Source organism: Desulfitobacterium sp. PCE1, from assembly GCF_000384015.1.
Lineage (GTDB): Bacteria > Bacillota > Desulfitobacteriia > Desulfitobacteriales > Desulfitobacteriaceae > Desulfitobacterium > Desulfitobacterium dehalogenans.
This window is the reverse complement of record NZ_KB913023.1, coordinates 2,008,256-2,025,143: the sequence shown is the minus strand read 5'-3', so window position 1 is coordinate 2,025,143 and position 16,888 is coordinate 2,008,256. Positions and strand designations below refer to the sequence as shown.

Genomic DNA, 16,888 nt, shown 5'->3' with positions numbered 1-16,888 from the left:
TTTTAAAAGTCCGGCCTTAGCGGGCCGGACTTTGCCCTTAAATTTTAATAAAGAAGTAAATGATCATGAGGATTTCCACACCAAGCTTGATGATTGTTCCTCCCAGGAGTCCTACTAAGGTACCAAAGCCTACGCGGATGGCCTGGTTAAACTCTGTTTTACGCAGCAATTCCGCCCCCACAGCACCCAAAAAAGGTCCGACAAGGATTCCCAGGGGACCAAAAAAGAGCCCGACAATCATCCCAAAGGCCGCTCCCCAGCCGGCTTGTCTGCTTCCGCCAAAACGACGTGTTCCTGCGGCAGTCGCCAGATAATCCACCAGAAAAATAAAGGCAAAGACCAGGCCCTGGATAAGGTAGAAGCTAAAATCCAGGGTTGCAAATCCTGTCATCAGCCCATAAATCAACATGCCGCCGTAAATGAGAATAGCCCCCGGCAAAATGGGCAGAACAGTGCCTAATAAACCTAGGATAAACAGCAGAATGGCAATGATCAATGCCACTGTGGTCAAGCCAATCCCTCCATTAAATACCTGCAATAGATCTCTCTAACCTAAATTCCCGATTAGCTTTAATCGCCAAATTCGATACCCATGCTTCGTGCAGCTTTTAAGACAGGGTCGTCAATCTCCACCTTCTTGAGCTTATGAACGGCTTCTGCCATAGGCACTCTAACGATATCTTGTCCCTGCAATGCCACCATCATGCTAAAATCACCATCCAAAGCGGCTTCGACGGCAGCCACCCCGTAGCGTGTGGACAGTACCCGATCCACAGCGATGGGAGAACCTCCCCGCTGCAAATGCCCCAGCACAGTTACCCGGGTCTCCATATCGGTGATCTTCTCTAAATCCGCTGCCAGCTTTGCCCCGATTCCACCCAATTTAATAGGGTCCGTTCTCCCAGGCATAGTGCGTTCCACAACCATTTCTCCCCCGTGAGGTTTCGCACCTTCAGCCACTACAATGATGCTGAAGTGTTTCCCCAGACGGGCTCGTCCCTGGACAGCTTTGGCGATACTCTCAAGCTGATAAGGAATTTCCGGAATTAAGATGACATCCGCTCCCCCTGCCACCCCGGCATAGAGAGCGATCCAACCGGCATATCGTCCCATGACCTCTAAAATCATGATGCGATGGTGAGATTCGGCTGTCGTATGGAGCCGGTCCAAAGCATCCTGTGCAGTGGCCACAGCGGTCTGAAAGCCGAAGGTCAAATCCGTGCACATCAGATCATTGTCGATGGTTTTGGGAACACCTACCACATTAAGCCCTTTTTTGGCAAACTCCAAAGCGATACTTAAGCTTCCGTCTCCTCCGATAGCGATGAGGGCATCAATTCCTTCCGCTTTGAACCTCTCCATCACTTCATCGGAACGATCCTGGGTCTGCCGCTCTTCTCCGACCCGTGTGGGATAGGCAAAAGGATTATCCCGGTTGGTGGTTCCCAAAATAGTTCCTCCCCGGGGTAAAATACCGGAGACATCCTTAGGTCCTAAGGGGCGGAAATCCCCTTCCACAGCCCCCCGAAAACCATCCTGAATCCCCACAACCTCTATGCCACGATGGCAAGCTGTTTTTACAGCGGCACGAATCACCGCATTCAACCCAGGGCAGTCTCCGCCCCCTGTTAAAATGGCAAGCTTCTTGACTGGAGATTGGTCATACCGCTGCTCTCCTCCGATATCTTCCATCTTATATTCCCCGCTCTCTTATTTTTTTAGTTTAAACTTTGCTTCAGCTGCAATAACTAATTTCCACTCTGAAAAAAAGAAGTGCTAAAAAGACCTCCAAGCGTAGCTTTACGCACAAGAGCGAACGAATTTAGCGGAGGGGCGGTCTAGGTCAGCGAGGCTTTCTTAACTTAGACGAGCCACCGGTTCACATCAGGTACTACCCAGGGGTTTGGCTCGACTGTTAAGAAAGCGAGTTGACTAGCCCTGGAGCTATGGAGTGAGCGTTGTGCGTAAAGCTACACGACCCGAGCAAACATCGTGCAGAGGAATCATTCTTCCAATCCCTCAAATTGCATTCTATAGTAATGGCCATATATTCCATCTATTTCTAGGAGTTCCTGGTGATTTCCTCTTTCTTTAATTCCCTCATCTGTGATCACGATAATTTCATCGGCATTGCGAATCGTGCTCAAACGGTGAGCAATAACAATCGTGGTCCGGTTCTGAGCCAGCTCCTCCAGAGATTTTTGAATATAGCGTTCACTCTCATTATCCAAGGCTGAGGTGGCTTCATCCAGTATCAAGATGGGAGGATTCTTTAAGAAAACCCGGGCAATGGACAGTCGCTGTTTTTGACCGCCGGAAAGTCTTACTCCCCGCTCACCGACATAGGTGTCATAACCCTCTTCAAGAGATGTAATAAACTCATGGATATTGGCCTTTTTCGCTGCCTCAATGATTTCTTCATCGGTGGCTCCCGCTTTACCATAGGCGATATTTTGCTTAATGCTTCCATCAAACAGGTAAACATCCTGTTGGACTACCCCGATGGCATTGCGCAGGGAGGCCAGAGTCACCTTACGAATATCCTGACCATCGATGGTTATGGTTCCGGAAGTCACTTCGTAAAATCTCGGCAATAAGGAACACAGAGTGGTTTTCCCACCGCCGGAAGGACCTACCAAGGCAATGGTTTCACCTGCTTTGATCTTCAGACTGACCTGATTGAGAACATGGGATTCCTCCTCATCATAGCGGAAGGAGACATTCTGATACTCAATATCCCCTTTGACCTGGGTTAAAGGTCTTGCCCCAGGTTCATCTTTAATATCCGGGTGGGTCTCCAGAACCTCTACAAAGCGCTTAAAGCCCGCGTAACCCTTCTGGAATTGCTCCGTAAAGTTGATCAAAACATCAATCGGATTAATAAAGATATTGATGTAAAGAATATACACCGCCAGATCAGAAGCCCTTAAGGTCCCGTTGGCAATATGAATGCCCCCTGTGACGACCACCACGATGTAGAGCAGCCCTTCAAAGAAGGAGTTCCAGGCGTGGAACCCGCCCATGACCTTATAGGCTCCTGTTTTTGATTCGAGGAAAGCTTCATTGCTTCGGGCAAATTTCTTCTTCTCGATCCCCTCATTGGCAAAGGATTGGACCACCCGAATTCCCGCCAGACTATCTTGAACACTGGAATTCACCTTGGCGATTTTGACACGGTTATCACTGAAGATGGGCTGCATTACTTTATTTTTATAGAGGCTGAAAACAATAATAATAAGGGTTACAATCGAGAGTGCAAGAGTCATTTGGACATTAAGGGTCATTAAGATAACAAAGGAACCGACAATTTTTAAAATCGATATAAAGAGATTCTCGGGTCCGTGGTGAGCTAACTCCGAGATATCGAATAAATCCGCAACCAGCCGGGACATAAGCTCTCCCGTATTGCGTTTGTCATAATAGGAGAAGGATAATTTCTGCAGATGGGTGAACAGATCCCGCCGCATATCCGTTTCCATTTTTGCACCCATGATATGTCCGTAGGAAACGATAAAAAACTGACAAAAATATTTGATGATGTACATAGCCAATAGGGCTATACCCACCGCAAGGATTGTGTCCAGAATAACTTCCCGACCCTGAGTAAATACCCTGTTGATCAAATAGCTTAGAATCATGGGAAAGGACAAATCAATGGCGGATACGATGATTGCACACAGCATATCCGTGTAAAAAAGCACTCGGTAGGGCTTGTAGTAGCTGATAAAACGCTTAAAAATAGTCACTTCGAAACTCCACTCTTTCTGCTAATCGTTGTCGTATCTAGAAAAGAATCCTGGTACAGCTCCCCTGGTCTGGCAATAAACCTCCAAAACCGCTGACATAATTATCCTAGCACAAAAATCTCCGCTAGCCAAATGATAAATGTTATCATTCTATAATTTTATTACGACATAGGAAGATGGATAGCTTTCCCTCTCATTTATATATAGTTCAGTCTTTCCAGAAATTCTTTCACTAAATAGTTGTATCGTTCGGGCTGACACAGATTCGTAGGATCCAAGGAATGAGGAACGATTTCCAGGGAAGAGTGAGGAATTTCCTTCATAGCACTTTTCATCCAGCCCACCCCCACTTTATTTTGCTCTCCTACAATTCCCAAGGCAGGGCAACTTACTTGCTTAAGATAAGGAGAAAAATCAATTCGATTCATTGCCAAAAGCTGAAGCAGAAATTCTGTCCGTCGCATACCTCTGACAAAGTTCACCACATGGTCCCGTGCATAAGGCCATTGTTTGTATTGATACTTCACCATAGAAATCAGCAAGGGCTTGGGGAGGTAAAGCCCCCATAGCCCTATGTATTGCACGAACATAAGAAGAGCTTCCCTGAAGCTGCTTATTTGAGTGTCTCCCAGAGCATCCCCAATGATCAACCCGGAAACCTTCTCAGGATAACGAAGAACAAAGTTAAAACATAAGACACCGCCGTAAGACGTGCCCGCCAAAACGCTTCGCTCAATACCCAAATGCTCCATTAAGGCTGCAACATCCTGACACTGGATGTCCAGGATCTTGTGGATAGGGCCGGTGAGTTTGCTGGACCGGGCATTGCCCCGTAACTCAGGGCAAATGACCCGGTGAGTCCGACTGAAAACCTCAATTTGCGGGTCATGGAAGCTCAGGTTCGCTCCAAGTCCATGAATAAAGACAAGGGGCTTACCTGTTCCACGATCCAAGTAATGGAGCTTTCCATCGGAGAGAGTTACTATAGGCATTGGCTTACCTCATCTACCGGAAATATAAAATCAAGGATTCACTCCTATTCTATCCGCAAACAAAGCGGATAACACCAAGTCAATAAAAAACAGACCTCGGTCCAAAATCGGACTTTGGTCTGTAGGCTTTATGGTGATGATCCTTCCAGTCTACCGATAAGCTATTCGATAAAAATGGTGCACCGGCCCAACACCATGCCCCAAGGGAAGGGCGTGCTCGATGGCTCCAAAAAGATAATCTTTTGATTTTTGTACAGTTGTTTTCAGATCATAGCCCAAGGCTAAATGAGCCGCAATGGCTGATGAAAGGGTACATCCGGTGCCATGGGTATGCTTTTGGTTTAAATGGGGTGCCTTAAACCAGGAAAAATCCTCTCCGTCAAAAAGAAGGTCGTTGGCAGCTCTTTTTAAATGTCCTCCTTTAATAAGAACACTATCCGGCCCTAATTGATGGAGCTCCCGAGCAGCAAGCTCCATACCCTCCTCAGCTAAGGCTTCAATATCCAGCAGGCAGCAGGCTTCAGGCAGGTTAGGCGTAATGACCCGGGCCATGGGGATCAATTCCTGCTTCAGAGTTGCCACAGCCTCCGGTTTTAGAAGAGAGTAACCGCTTTTAGAGATCATCACCGGATCGACGACAATATTGGAGGCCTTCCATTCTTTCAATGATAAGGCGATTTGTTCGATGATCTCCGGATTGGACACCATTCCTATTTTTACGGCATGCACCGGGATATCCCTGAAAACTGCGTCGATTTGAGCTTTAACCATATCCCGTCCTATCTCGGCGACCTCATCCACCCCCAGAGTATTTTGAGCGGTCACCGCGGTTATGACGCTCATCCCATAAACCCCTAAGGCAGAAAAAGTCTTCAAATCCGCTTGGATACCCGCTCCGCCGCTAGAGTCCGAGCCGGCAATGGTTAAAAGATTTTTCAACCCGATCCCTCCTCTTTTCAATATTCATTGATCTCCCTGCTCTTCCATAAATCCCCCAAACCCTTTGCGGCAGCATAAGGATCCTCCTGACTTAGAATTGCTGAAATTATGGAGATGCCGTCAATCCCTGTCTCTTTCACTTCCTTGAGGTTTGCCGGTCCGATGCCGCCGATGCCGACAACCGGAAGATTGACACTGTCTTTGATTTTTTTAAGGGTTGCTAAACCGATTGCCTCTGAAGCATCCTTTTTACTCCCTGTCGGAAAGACCGGGCCGGCCCCCAGATAATCCGCTCCCAGCCTCTCCCCCCAGAGTGCTTCTTCCAGGCTGGAAACAGAATAGCCGAGGATTTTGTCGGAGCCGATCATGTTTCGGACCACTTCGATAGGGAGATCCTTTTGACCTATATGCACCCCATCGGCATCCAGGGCCAGGGCCAGATCCACCCGATCATTGATGATCAGAGGTACCCGGAACTCAGCTGCCATCTCTTTTACTTTTAACCCAATTTCATAAAAATCCCGAGAATTCGCCTCCTTTTCCCGCAGTTGGAGCAAGGTCACTCCACCCTCCAAAGCTTTTCTAAGGGACAGTAAAAAATCTTTCGACCCTACTAAAATTCGGTCCGTGACCAAATAAAGGCTATAATCTACAGCCATTGCGCCCGCCCTCTTTTCTCCATCAGTTCCCCATCCACCAGGCTGATTTGATCAATCAGGTGAGCCCGGAAAGTTCCCGGCAGTCCCCCACCGGATGTTTCCTGGGCCAATTCTCCCGCCAGAGACATGGTCATCAAGGCCGCTGCCGTTGCCCAGAAAGCATCTTCATAAGCCCCACAGAAACCAGCCACCAACGCCCCCGCCATACAGCCTGCCCCAGTAATCCGGGTCAGCATCTCGGTTCCATTTTCAATAAAACAGGAATTTTTTCCGTCAGTAATGATATCCACCTTGCCCGTAGCGGCTACTACGCACCCGTACGCTCTGGCCAGACTTTGACAAGCTTCCAGACCATCCTTTCCTTCATCAAGAGAATCCACCCCTCTGACCCTGGCTTCCAGCCCGGCCAAAGCCTTTATCTCGCCCAAATTTCCTTTAATAACCGTAAACCGGCCAAAATGGCGCAATCTTTCAATCGTCACTTTTTTACGGGGAATGGCGCCGCAGGCTACGGGATCAAGGATCACCGGAATCCCTTTTAAATCCGCTCCCCGGGTGGCCAGATAGACTGCCATTTCCTGTTCCTGGGTAAACGTTCCGAAATTCAGATACAGGGAACTGGCAATCTGACTGAATTCAAACACCTCATCCACTGCTTCGCACATGGCAGGGGATGCTCCAATGGCCAGCAAACTATTGGCACAGTCATTGACTGTAACAACATTGGTAATAGCATGGACCAAGGGAGTTTTTTGTTTGACGGCTTGAAGAGCTTCTATCAACTTTTCTTTCATAACTCTCTCCTTCTTTCATTAAGATTGATTTTCAAGAGATCGTTTTAACATCCTTTAAAAGGGGTTCCCATATAGTCGCTGATTAATTGATAGGCGCAGAACTTGCCGCACATAGTGCAGCGTTCCTGGTTGTCTTCATTTTTTTCCTTTCGCATTCGCCCCGCTTTTTCCGGATCGATGGAAAGCTCGATTTGTTTTGTCCAATCCAGAGCCTTGCGGGCTTTAGCCATTTCCAGATCCCATTCCCAAGCCCCTTTAACCCCCTTAACCAGGTCTGCTGCATGAGCCGCGATACGGGCGGCAATGACCCCTTCCTTAACATCCTCTTCCGTGGGCAAGCCAAGATGTTCAGCAGGGGTTACATAACAGAGGAAGTCCGCACCGCTGGAAGCCGCGATAGCTCCCCCAATGGCAGATGTAATATGGTCATATCCCGGAGCCACATCGGTAACCAAAGGGCCTAAGACATAGAAAGGGGCATTATGGCAGAGGGTTTTTTCCAACTGCATATTTGCTTTAATTTGATCTAAGGGAACATGTCCGGGGCCTTCCACCATAACCTGTACTCCTGCTTCCTGGGCCCGTTTGACCAAGCCCCCCAAAGTGATCAGTTCTTTGATTTGGGGACCGTCTGTGGCGTCTGCTAAACAACCTGGCCGCAGGCCATCTCCCAAACTCAAAGTAACATCATACTTTAATGCAATGTTTAACAGACGATCGTACTGCTCAAAAAGCGGGTTTTGTTTCTTATGATGCAGCATCCAAGCGGTGATAAAAGAACCTCCCCGGGAAACAATATCCATCACCCGTCCCTGCTCTTTGAGCTCCTGAATGACCTCTAAGGTTACCCCACAGTGAACCGTAATAAAATCCGCTCCATCCTGGCAATGTTTTTCTATCCCGGCGAATATTTCCTCATCCGTCATTTCCACTAAGCCCCGGCCGGTCTGATGCGTATCCACCATGACCTGGTATAAAGGAACCGTTCCAACCATGACCGGACAGTGCCGGATAATGGTTCTTCTGACTTCATCGATATCTCCGCCTGTACTTAAATCCATGATGGAATGTGCACCAGCCGCCAGAGCAACATCCAATTTTCTCATTTCATTGGCTAACTCCGGATAGGTGTCGGAAGTTCCGATGTTGGCATTTACTTTCGTAGATAAGCCCTTACCGACAGCGATAGGCTGAAGACCCTTGTGGTTGATGTTGCAGGGTAAAACCGCTTCACCTATGGCGATTTTTTGCCTCAGTTCCTCCCCCGTAATTCCCTCCAATTCAGCCGCCTTGGCCATTTCCGGAGTAACATTTCCTTTTCTTGCTTCTTCCAATTGTGTCAATTAAACCACACCTTTCTTATGTAAAATAAAAAAAATACAGACCCAGGTAGGTCTGTATTCTAATAAACGCATGTTATTGTCCACCTTCCCTACGCTGGCATTACCCAGATCAGGTTAAGGGTCAAAGGATTCTTCGGTCCTTTATCTCAGCCGACCTTATTCGGCCCCCCTAGTGATTATGCAGTTGTAATTCTAGTTAAAGTATAGCACAAGTCATAAGACATTAAAAGAGCGCCGTCTATGGCCAACAGTTATAATGCTTAAATTCCTGACATAGGCATTAATAATTAGGATCAAACTCGGATGTGTTACCTACGGAATACTAATGGAGGGAATGCGAATGGACTATACCGTTCAACCCGGGGACTCTTTCTACCTCATAGGGCAAAAACATGGTCTATCCTTAGAAGAGCTGCAACAAGCTAATCCCCAGATACAAAACCCTACTCTCATTTTTCCAGGTCAAGTCATCAAACTTCCTGACAAGTCCCGCCCCCAGTCCTATGAGAAATACCGTGTGGATGAACCTTATCCTGAAATTAAAGTGTTAGGCGAAAACCCATACTATGCCCAGCTCCTGTATGACGATTATGCCGGCCAAGTCAGCGAGCTTACCGCTATAATGCAGTATGTCCATCATCATATGCAGATGGATACTCACCCCGCTTGGAGCGAGGTTGCTGCTCTGCAAGAAGGGATAAGCATCATTGAGATGAAGCATCTGGAGATGTTAGGAGAAACGATTCTGCTCTTAGGAGGAAATGCCCGCTATTGGGATGGCTGCCAGCAGCCTTGGACCCCTCTCTATGTGAGTTATCACGATTTTGATTTTTGTGCCCAGCTGCGCGCCGATATCCAGGCCGAGGAAGCAGCCATCCACAATTACCGGAACCATATTCAGCAGATTCAGGATCCCTACATCCAAGCGCTCTTAGCACGTATTATCAAGGATGAAGAACATCATCTCCGCCTGTTCCGGGATAGTCTGGCTAAACATTGCGGTGGCTAAACATTGCGGTGGTTAAACATTCTCAGCTATAAAATAAATTAATTTCTCCGTACTTTCCCAACCTAAGCAAGCATCTGTAATGGATTTCCCATAGATATTTTCCCCGATGCCCTGCCGGCCTTCCTCCAGATAGCTCTCGATCATCAAGCCTTTGATCATTTTCTTCAGCAAGGAATCGTACTTGCGACTGAGCAGTACCTCCCGGGAAATACGCGGCTGTTCGTAATAGCGCTTCATGGAGTTGGCATGATTCACATCCACGATAATGGCTGGATTGGCTAATTCGAGTCGCTCATACTCCTGGGCAGTCTGAATGAGATTTTCAAAATGGTAATTGGGGATATTTTCCCCGTTAGCATTTACTGCTCCCCTTAAAATGGCATGAGCATATGGATTCCCCGTGGTTTCAACTTCCCACCCATTATAGATGAAGGAATGGTCGCTTTGGGCAGCAATTAATGAATTAAACATGACGGTAATATCGCCGCTGGTGGGGTTTTTCATCCCCACCGGAAGTTCAACGCCACTGACCGTGAGGCGATGCTGTTGGTTTTCGACGGAACGGGCTCCGATGGCAACATACCCTAAGACATCTGCGAGATAACTATAGTTCTCCGGATAGAGCATCTCATCAGCAGCCGGCATCCCAAATTCCGATACGGCGCGAATATGCAAGCGGCGAATGGCTTTAATACCTTCACACATATCCGGTGCTTTTTCCGGATCCGGCTGATGAACCATTCCTTTATAGCCTTCTCCTGTGGTGCGTGGCTTATTGGTATAGATCCTGGGCACGATCAGGATGGCATCTTTGACCTTTTCCTGCACTTTGGCTAATCGTTCAATATACTCACAAACGGGATCCTCATGATCTGCGGAGCAAGGACCAATAATCAACATGAATCGTTGATCTTCATTGGTCAGGATCTTTCTCATCTCTTCCACTCGTTTATCCCGGAGTTCAGTAACCTCCTTGCTCAAAGGCAAGTGGGCAATAATTTCTTCCGCCGGCGGTAATTTTTTGATAAAATTCATACTCATAGTTCTCCACCCCTATTATCCTCTATATAGAAAACTGATATAATTACAAGTATAGGTTTATTCTATAAGAATCGCAAGAAAAAACACCTTGTATATAACAATTCTTTTAAATTTATTTTTTCTATAATAGCTGGTATGATTCCTAAAACAAAGCAGGCCTTAAACTATTTTTCAAAGGCCTGCTTTGTTATGTAACTTTCTTTCCTCTATCTTCCTAATCTCCCATAAAGTTTGAACTCTCCAGCTCTACTTCCATATATGTGCTTTGCTGGACAATTATTTTGCTTTGCCAGCTTTCATAGGAATTTAGCCCGCCTACATAAAGCTGATATTCCCCTTTTGTTATCTCAAAACAGGCTTTTCCTTGTTCATCCGTCTCCCCCTTGTAAGGGTGAAGTATTACGGCAGCTCCTTGAATAGGGGTCCTATCCTTCCCGTCCATTACTTTTACATTTACGGTACATTCAGGCGGGTTCGCCACTCTGAAACTAAAGGAGGACTCTGTCTCCAGGTGTGGGGTCTCCCTATCCTGCTCAGGAAATTTTACCTGCCAATTGTAGCTGCCTGCTTGATCAGGGGCCAGTAATTTCACCTCTGTCCAATAGAGTGCTTGAGTTTCCGCCCAAGGTTTATCGCCAAGTTTTGCTGTAGCCACTTCCCTGTTTTTGTGATTATAGACTTTGATCACTTGACCGGTGAGCCGGCAATCCGCAGAGCATTTCACCCCAACCTTGAATTTCATAGTTTCCTTGGCCACTACGGGTGAGGGCACATCCCAGATGGCTATGCCGGTCATGTGAAGGGGCTTTACTGTAAAGGAAACAGGAACCGAAGTCTCCAGGTGGGTGATTCCTTCTTTCTCTTGCTCGTAATAACAAGCCTTCCAGGTAAAGCTTCCTGCCAAGATCGGCGCTTTAAGGACTATCGGATCCGTTTCAAAGGCCGTGCCCATAGGGATAACCAGTGGAGCTTCTTTAATCACCTTTCCATCATGGTTAATGATTCGGACTTTATCGGCCTTAAAATTGCATCGCATAGGACAAGTCACTCTGGCTTTTATAATAATAAAAGCTCCTGGATTTATTGCCGTAAAGGGAGCCTCAACAATCTCAAGAATTACTTGATGTGCCATTACCCCCATGACGTCTCCTTGGCCGCATTCTCCCCAGCAATGCGGGCGACGGTGGCATAGTTCCCCAAGGAACCGTGTGGACGTCTCCAGCCCATGGCATTCCCTAACTCACCTGCGGCATAGAGATGAGGAATGACTTTTTCCTGGTCAATGGAAATGCTTCCATCAATTGCTTTGCCTTTGTATCCAGCAAGTTGGTCGGCCTGTTCAATGACTTGGGATTTGGTATTAACACGGATACCATTGCGTTGGGTGTGACGGATCAAGGAGGCTTTCAGCCCGTAGAAAGGCGGTTTGGCAATCTTGAATAGAGTGGTTTTGCCAAAATCCTCATCCTTGCCTGCATCGACGAAACCATTGTAACGGTTGATGGTTTTCTCCAATTCCGCAACTGGAATACCCATTTTTTCCGCCAATTCGGGAATACTGTCGGCGATAGCGATGCAGGCCGGATCAAACATAAGCCCCTTCTTGGGGTTCGGATTCTTCAAGTCCTCAATTGGCCATTTCAAGGCTGCAGCACTGTCAGAGTCGGCTATCGCCCAAACATTTCGAGGCTGGGGCAGGCTAAGGTATTTGGCTGTGTAGGGCCATTCAGGGTTTTCGTTCAGACCGCCGGCTTCACCTTTGGCCGGGTCAGCTTTCTTCGCTCCCTCTATTTCATTAATATAACGGGAACCATCGTTTTTTACCAAAATAACCCGCTCAAAGAAGGCGGCAGAACGCGAAATTCCCTTTCCATCGGCGTAATAAGCTGCTGTTTTGAAATCGGGCGGTTCCCAACCCCAGTATGAACGAGAACCATAGAAGAGATAGATGTATGAAGTAAAGGACATATCGCTGAAGCCGGCCCCAATCTCAGCAGCTGCGAAATGACCGTCACCGGCACTGTCGACAAACAGTGTTCCGTCGGCCGGGGTACCTCCGTCCCCAAAGCAATCCGGTCCCACGACCCGTGGGTCCCAAGCCTGAGCCATGCGGTAGTTGTCCGTCCAGGTTCCTGTACAAAGTATGACGCCTTTACGGGCTTTAATAGCAATCATGCCTTCCGGAGTTTCTACGGATACCCCCAGAACCGGACCACCGGGTTCCCGGTAAACCTTCCTCATCCGGTGTTTGAAAAGGATAGGAACACCCATTTCCTGAAGCTTTTTTTCCCAGACTGTGGTCCAGGCCAAGCCAAAACTCATGGGATTGTTGGCTTTAGCATCGTATACCTCCGGATTGGCTGCCGGATAGTGGGAACGATTGACACGATGAACTTCCGGACTAGAATTCCCCACAGTGGCGTACCATTTAAAGCCCATGGATTCCATCCATTCGATAAGTTCCGGTCCTCTTTCTACATAAGTACGAATCAGCTCAGGTACCCCACGGTATCCGCTGGCTTTCATTTCATCTTCAAACCAATCTTCCAGGCTATCCTGTATTCCTCCTTCCTTCTGAATCCGTGTCCCACCAAGGATGGCGTGACCCCCTGCCGTTTTATACAGTCCGCCGGCCCAATCATTTTTTTCAAGGACGATAACATCTGATCCGGCATTTTTTGCTTCAATAGCAGCAGCTAGACCGCAGCCAGTACCTACAACGACGACATCCGTTTCCTTATCCCATTTTTCCGGTAGCCAGGGCTTTGCTTCAGCAGCTTGAGGTTTTGCAGTTTCCCCTTGTGTTCCCTGGCTGCAGCCCGAGAGCAGGAAGCCGGCACCTACGGCCGTACCCGCAGTCATAATACCCGCGTTCTTTAAGAAATCTCTACGCGAAAGTTTTTCCCTTTTCAGTTCTTCTTTCTTTTCCTTAGACATTCTTAAGCCTCCCTTATATTTTTTAGGTACCCGCTGTTACGTCCTTTACCTCCAGCACCACCTTCCTTTAGATAAAGTTTAATAGAATAAGCCTTAGCTTATCTCCGACGGGAACTAGTGATTGATTTTATTTTCACATACGATGCTGAGGATTGTCGTCGCGTTTTAATATTTGAGTTTAAAAATAATTGATCTTGAGGTGCTTAGGGGAGATTTTTACTATCTGGAAATTTTTATTAACACGAAGATTTACATTAATGACCATACACCAGGAGTTATAGAAAAGTCAACCCTAATTAGTTACAAGTTTCACACAATATATGTGGGATTAGTTTATAATAATTTTCTTTTCTACATTGTTTGATAGCAAATCCATTAATTCAAGCAAGAGTTCACTTCTTCCTTCACTTCTGTACTACTCTTAATTTGATTAATGCTAAAGGGATCTAAGGTGCTTACCCGATTAATAAAGCGCTCTTCAAAAGAATAGGGGTAAATATTTAAGCTGGTATTCTTTTGGCCAGAGAACTCTTCGATATAGAACTCAACGGTCACCAAGCCCTGCAGGCTTAGAACCTCCAGAGTAATCAAACTATCTTTGTGTCCGTTTTTATGATGATCAAGAATCTTGATCAGATACCAGCAGTAGTCATCTTCCAAGATTTCAAACTTCTCCGGGTCGAGGGGTGTATAGCTTTCCATGCACTCTTTAAAGGTCAGACGGGAACCAATGTCGGGAAGGCCCCCCTCTTTGGAATCGAAAAAGGAAAGATTGATGCGTAGGTTTTTAAAAGGTAGCGGAAAACCTAAATAGACCCTTGAATCCACCATGCGAATACAGGAAGAGATGGCGGCTAATGTCACCACGCTTATCCCTGAGTTGACACGATCGGCATCCACGATTTCTTCTACAGCAGGCAGGCGTCCTACCTTACTGGTACTTTTAAGTTCCTCAAAGATTTTCAGGATAAAGTAAAGGGTAAAGGAAACTGTCAAAAGCCAGCCACTGAAGATGAATATCTTTTCAAAAAGAGGGCGCTCCGAGAACATCAGACTAAAGCCCATAGTGGTCCAGATAAGGATGCAAAACCCCAGGGCATATTGTGCAAATTGAATGATAATCTTGGAAAAACCATGCTTTTGATTGATAATTTGTTCATAGATAATGAAGTGGCGAAAGACTTCCTTGCCAATCGAGCCTTTCTCATGAAATAAATTCCTCTCATAGGGCAGGGCAGCCAAGGTCCAGAGGATCTCCCGGCTGCGCTGCACATTGTGTTGACTGTTCATGGAGATAAAGATGGACATAAGCCCTACCAGGGACAAAATCCCTGTCCCAAAGCTAAGCAGAATGGTGAGTGTTGAACCTGTCATGGCTGCAGTACTCCTCAAAAACGGCATAGTTTTAACAACTTTCCTAGTTTCTCCGAAGGAGAGCCATATCATCCATTTAGTTTGACTATACTGCACTATTTCTGAAACAACCAAACACAGAGGACGGGTTGGTTCATTTAATTGTTCGTTATTGAGAACATTTTTCGGAAAGAACTCTTTAGCTCCTGATCGCTGGCAGCCTCCTGCTCGCACCAATAACATAAATTCTTGCCGCGATGAGCGGTTGCAGACCCGCAAATCTGGCAAGTCGTGTTTGAATTATTGGCGATGGACAACACTTCAAAAGGCCTTTTGACTTTTTCCCGGTCCCTGCTTATAGCCCCCCGGGGACAGAACAATTGACAGATCCGGCAGTCCAGGCAGAAGCCGCTGGTAAACAGGTGATTGCACTCACCTTCTTTAACTGTGATCTGCAAGGTTCCGGAAGGGCAGAAACGGCTGCACATCCCGCAGTTCACACATTGCTCATTGATTTTGATGGTGGGCCAGTAGGCCGGATGGGCGCTGTCTTTATTGCTGCTGTTTTGCTGCAGCACTTCGCCAAGACGCCGCTGCCAACCCGGCAGACAGCTGTTGCGCATGTTCTTATCGTGTTCCTCCGGGAAGGTGTTTGTTCCGCCGGTCCCTTTCCCCGCCAACCGCTGTCCTTTATTGATTAAGGATACGAATAAATCACGCCGGGAGGTAACCTTTAAACCGGTTTCAATGGCCAACAAGCTCTTTTTGGTTTTACCCTGACCGCTTAAGCGGATATAGCTGAAAGCTGGGGATTCTCCTGAGGCCTCCAGCCATTCCGCGGTTATACCGGCATTGTACTCCAAACGCGGAATGGTTTTGGCCAGAGGACAGTCTTTGCATTGGTCCAGGTGGATTTCTATTTCCGTTTTCAGGCCCGCTTCATACCAGGCCCCTTTGGAAACAGCACTGAGGCAAGCCGGCAGTTGGACGGCTCCCCGGTCCTTCGCCTTATCCATTTTGTACGGTGCGGTATGCCTGCCGCAGAAAAACTCGGTAACTTTCCATCCTTCGTCTTCAATATCTCGGATGATCGTGCTTTCATCCCATTGTTTGGAGCGGAAGACCTCGGTGGGGCAATCGCTGAAGCATAACCCGCAGCCGCTGCATCGATCTTTGTCCAAATAAATATGACCCTCGCTGTAAACAATAGCCTCCGCCGGGCAATGCCCCAGGCAATGGCTGCACTCAACCTCCTGGTGCCTCAGATTCAAACATCGCTTCTCTTCAATGTCTATATAAGCGCCCTTGCTAAATATCATACTCATATTCTGCCTCCTCTGCAGTCCGTACGCAAACCGCTTTAATGAGCCGGCAACATTTCTTTCATAAAAATACTTCCGATTTCGCCCACCGTCTTAAAAAAGGGATGCTCACTCAAGGTGCTACAGCGGGCAAAAAATTCTTTCGCCCATTTCTGCAAATGGATCTCGTAAAACTCCTGTATTTCTTTCCCTCTCCGCTCAACTTCAGTCCGGTCGCCTTCCTGCAAGGCTTTAGCTTTCTGCAGATAAAGAAACATCATGAATTCCATCTCTGTTGCCATATGATCGCCGGGTTCGTTGACTTCCTTGGCACGGGCCACGCCTGCTTTTTTATAACAGCGTTCCGCATCCAAAGCCGCCGGGCTGATGAATAGGGATGGCCTTGCCTCGTCTCCTTCCGGATTAAAGAGAAAGAGGGATTCATAAATATGGATCTGGGGCTGCTTCGGGTGGGTGAACAAGCGGGTATACTCTTTCCGCAAATCAGAAAAGAGCTCTTCCTGACTTTTGCTCTCCTCCTGAATTTGTGAAAATACCGACTTCAAACCTTTCTGCAGGTGAGCAGGAAATCCCAGTTCATCAAAAATAGCCAGGACATCCTCGGCTAGACTTCCATTCAACAAACCTGCCGCAATTTCCCTGGTTGGCAGCTGCAGCCACATCGCCAGCAGTTGATAGAGATCCGAGGCTGCGATCGCCGTTTGCATTTCCTGTTGAGTTGTTTTTTGCATAATTTCCTCCTAACGCTGTTCA

General features: G+C 47.2%; 15 protein-coding genes and 1 riboswitch. Of the genes, 1 reads left to right on the top strand and 14 read right to left on the bottom strand.

The window, feature by feature from the left end; all coding sequences use genetic code 11:
- Positions 1 to 37: 37 nt before the first annotated feature.
- The 8 genes from DESPCE1_RS0110015 to thiC form a co-directional block, all read right to left on the bottom strand.
- Positions 38 to 511, bottom strand: coding sequence for a DUF456 domain-containing protein (locus tag DESPCE1_RS0110015; protein WP_019850389.1), 474 nt, complete (start codon positions 509 to 511; stop codon positions 38 to 40).
- A 59-nt stretch (positions 512 to 570) separates the two neighbouring features.
- The gene (locus tag DESPCE1_RS0110010; RefSeq protein WP_019850388.1) at positions 571 to 1,692 is read right to left on the bottom strand and encodes a 6-phosphofructokinase; all 1,122 of its coding nucleotides are present in this window, start codon (positions 1,690 to 1,692) and stop codon (positions 571 to 573) included.
- 311 nt (positions 1,693 to 2,003) lie between these two features.
- The gene (locus DESPCE1_RS0110005; RefSeq protein ID WP_019850387.1) at positions 2,004 to 3,746 is read right to left on the bottom strand and encodes an ABC transporter ATP-binding protein; all 1,743 of its coding nucleotides are present in this window, start codon (positions 3,744 to 3,746) and stop codon (positions 2,004 to 2,006) included.
- 197 nt (positions 3,747 to 3,943) lie between these two features.
- Positions 3,944 to 4,738 carry an alpha/beta fold hydrolase gene (locus DESPCE1_RS0110000; RefSeq protein WP_019850386.1) on the bottom strand — a complete coding sequence of 265 codons (795 nt, stop codon included), beginning with the start codon at positions 4,736 to 4,738 and terminating at the stop codon, positions 3,944 to 3,946.
- 150 nt (positions 4,739 to 4,888) lie between these two features.
- Entirely contained in the window at positions 4,889 to 5,677 is a 789-nt protein-coding gene (gene thiD, locus DESPCE1_RS0109995; RefSeq protein WP_019850385.1) for a bifunctional hydroxymethylpyrimidine kinase/phosphomethylpyrimidine kinase, read from the bottom strand.
- Between the two features lie 17 nt (positions 5,678 to 5,694).
- Positions 5,695 to 6,336, bottom strand: a complete 642-nt coding sequence (gene thiE, locus DESPCE1_RS0109990) for a thiamine phosphate synthase (protein WP_014793884.1) — start codon at positions 6,334 to 6,336, stop codon at positions 5,695 to 5,697.
- On the bottom strand, positions 6,327 to 7,130 hold the full coding sequence (gene thiM / locus DESPCE1_RS0109985; protein WP_019850384.1) for a hydroxyethylthiazole kinase: 804 nt from the start codon (positions 7,128 to 7,130) through the stop codon (positions 6,327 to 6,329). The genes thiE and thiM overlap by 10 nt, the downstream gene beginning before the upstream one ends.
- A gap of 44 nt (positions 7,131 to 7,174) precedes the next feature.
- The gene (gene thiC / locus DESPCE1_RS0109980; RefSeq protein WP_019850383.1) at positions 7,175 to 8,473 is read right to left on the bottom strand and encodes a phosphomethylpyrimidine synthase ThiC; all 1,299 of its coding nucleotides are present in this window, start codon (positions 8,471 to 8,473) and stop codon (positions 7,175 to 7,177) included.
- 68 nt (positions 8,474 to 8,541) lie between these two features.
- Positions 8,542 to 8,654: riboswitch (TPP riboswitch) on the bottom strand.
- Positions 8,655 to 8,813: 159 nt separating this feature from the next.
- On the opposite strand from thiC, the gene DESPCE1_RS0109975 reads away from it, so the two are divergent.
- Complete coding sequence (locus tag DESPCE1_RS0109975) at positions 8,814 to 9,482, top strand: LysM peptidoglycan-binding domain-containing protein (protein ID WP_019850382.1); 669 nt, start codon at positions 8,814 to 8,816, stop codon at positions 9,480 to 9,482.
- Between the two features lie 12 nt (positions 9,483 to 9,494).
- On the opposite strand, the gene DESPCE1_RS0109970 is transcribed toward DESPCE1_RS0109975, so the two are convergent.
- From DESPCE1_RS0109970 to DESPCE1_RS0109945, 6 genes are all read right to left on the bottom strand, one after another.
- On the bottom strand, positions 9,495 to 10,523 hold the full coding sequence (locus tag DESPCE1_RS0109970; RefSeq protein WP_028305528.1) for a 3-deoxy-7-phosphoheptulonate synthase: 1,029 nt from the start codon (positions 10,521 to 10,523) through the stop codon (positions 9,495 to 9,497).
- A gap of 214 nt (positions 10,524 to 10,737) precedes the next feature.
- On the bottom strand, positions 10,738 to 11,655 hold the full coding sequence (locus tag DESPCE1_RS0109965) for a hypothetical protein (protein ID WP_242835382.1): 918 nt from the start codon (positions 11,653 to 11,655) through the stop codon (positions 10,738 to 10,740).
- Positions 11,655 to 13,460 (bottom strand): FAD-dependent oxidoreductase, encoded by a 1,806-nt coding sequence (locus DESPCE1_RS0109960; RefSeq protein ID WP_019850380.1) that lies wholly within the window; start codon positions 13,458 to 13,460, stop codon positions 11,655 to 11,657. Before DESPCE1_RS0109960 ends, DESPCE1_RS0109965 begins: the two co-directional genes overlap by 1 nt.
- Positions 13,461 to 13,835: 375 nt before the next feature.
- Positions 13,836 to 14,834: a hypothetical protein gene (locus tag DESPCE1_RS0109955; protein ID WP_014793878.1), complete on the bottom strand. Its 999-nt coding sequence runs from the start codon at positions 14,832 to 14,834 to the stop codon at positions 13,836 to 13,838.
- A gap of 137 nt (positions 14,835 to 14,971) precedes the next feature.
- Entirely contained in the window at positions 14,972 to 16,138 is a 1,167-nt protein-coding gene (locus tag DESPCE1_RS0109950) for a 4Fe-4S binding protein (RefSeq protein ID WP_014793877.1), read from the bottom strand.
- A 35-nt stretch (positions 16,139 to 16,173) separates the two neighbouring features.
- A complete protein-coding gene (locus DESPCE1_RS0109945; RefSeq protein ID WP_014793876.1) occupies positions 16,174 to 16,866 on the bottom strand; it encodes a molecular chaperone in 693 nt (230 codons plus the stop codon).
- Between the last annotated feature and the right edge of the window lie 22 nt (positions 16,867 to 16,888).

Bases quoted from the DNA above. Each gene is read 5' to 3' on its own strand.
- DESPCE1_RS0110010 (WP_019850388.1), bottom strand. From the start codon at position 1,692: ATGGAAGATATCGGAGGAGAGCAGCGGTATGACCAATCTCCAGTCAAG.
- DESPCE1_RS0109950 (WP_014793877.1), bottom strand. From the start codon at position 16,138: ATGAGTATGATATTTAGCAAGGGCGCTTATATAGACATTGAAGAGAAG.
- DESPCE1_RS0109975 (WP_019850382.1), top strand. From the start codon at position 8,814: ATGGACTATACCGTTCAACCCGGGGACTCTTTCTACCTCATAGGGCAA.
- DESPCE1_RS0109965 (WP_242835382.1), bottom strand. From the start codon at position 11,655: ATGGCACATCAAGTAATTCTTGAGATTGTTGAGGCTCCCTTTACGGCA.
- DESPCE1_RS0109955 (WP_014793878.1), bottom strand. From the start codon at position 14,834: ATGACAGGTTCAACACTCACCATTCTGCTTAGCTTTGGGACAGGGATT.
- DESPCE1_RS0109970 (WP_028305528.1), bottom strand. From the start codon at position 10,523: ATGAGTATGAATTTTATCAAAAAATTACCGCCGGCGGAAGAAATTATT.
- DESPCE1_RS0110000 (WP_019850386.1), bottom strand. From the start codon at position 4,738: ATGCCTATAGTAACTCTCTCCGATGGAAAGCTCCATTACTTGGATCGT.
- DESPCE1_RS0109945 (WP_014793876.1), bottom strand. From the start codon at position 16,866: ATGCAAAAAACAACTCAACAGGAAATGCAAACGGCGATCGCAGCCTCG.
- DESPCE1_RS0109960 (WP_019850380.1), bottom strand. From the start codon at position 13,460: ATGTCTAAGGAAAAGAAAGAAGAACTGAAAAGGGAAAAACTTTCGCGT.
- thiM (WP_019850384.1), bottom strand. From the start codon at position 7,130: ATGAAAGAAAAGTTGATAGAAGCTCTTCAAGCCGTCAAACAAAAAACT.
- thiE (WP_014793884.1), bottom strand. From the start codon at position 6,336: ATGGCTGTAGATTATAGCCTTTATTTGGTCACGGACCGAATTTTAGTA.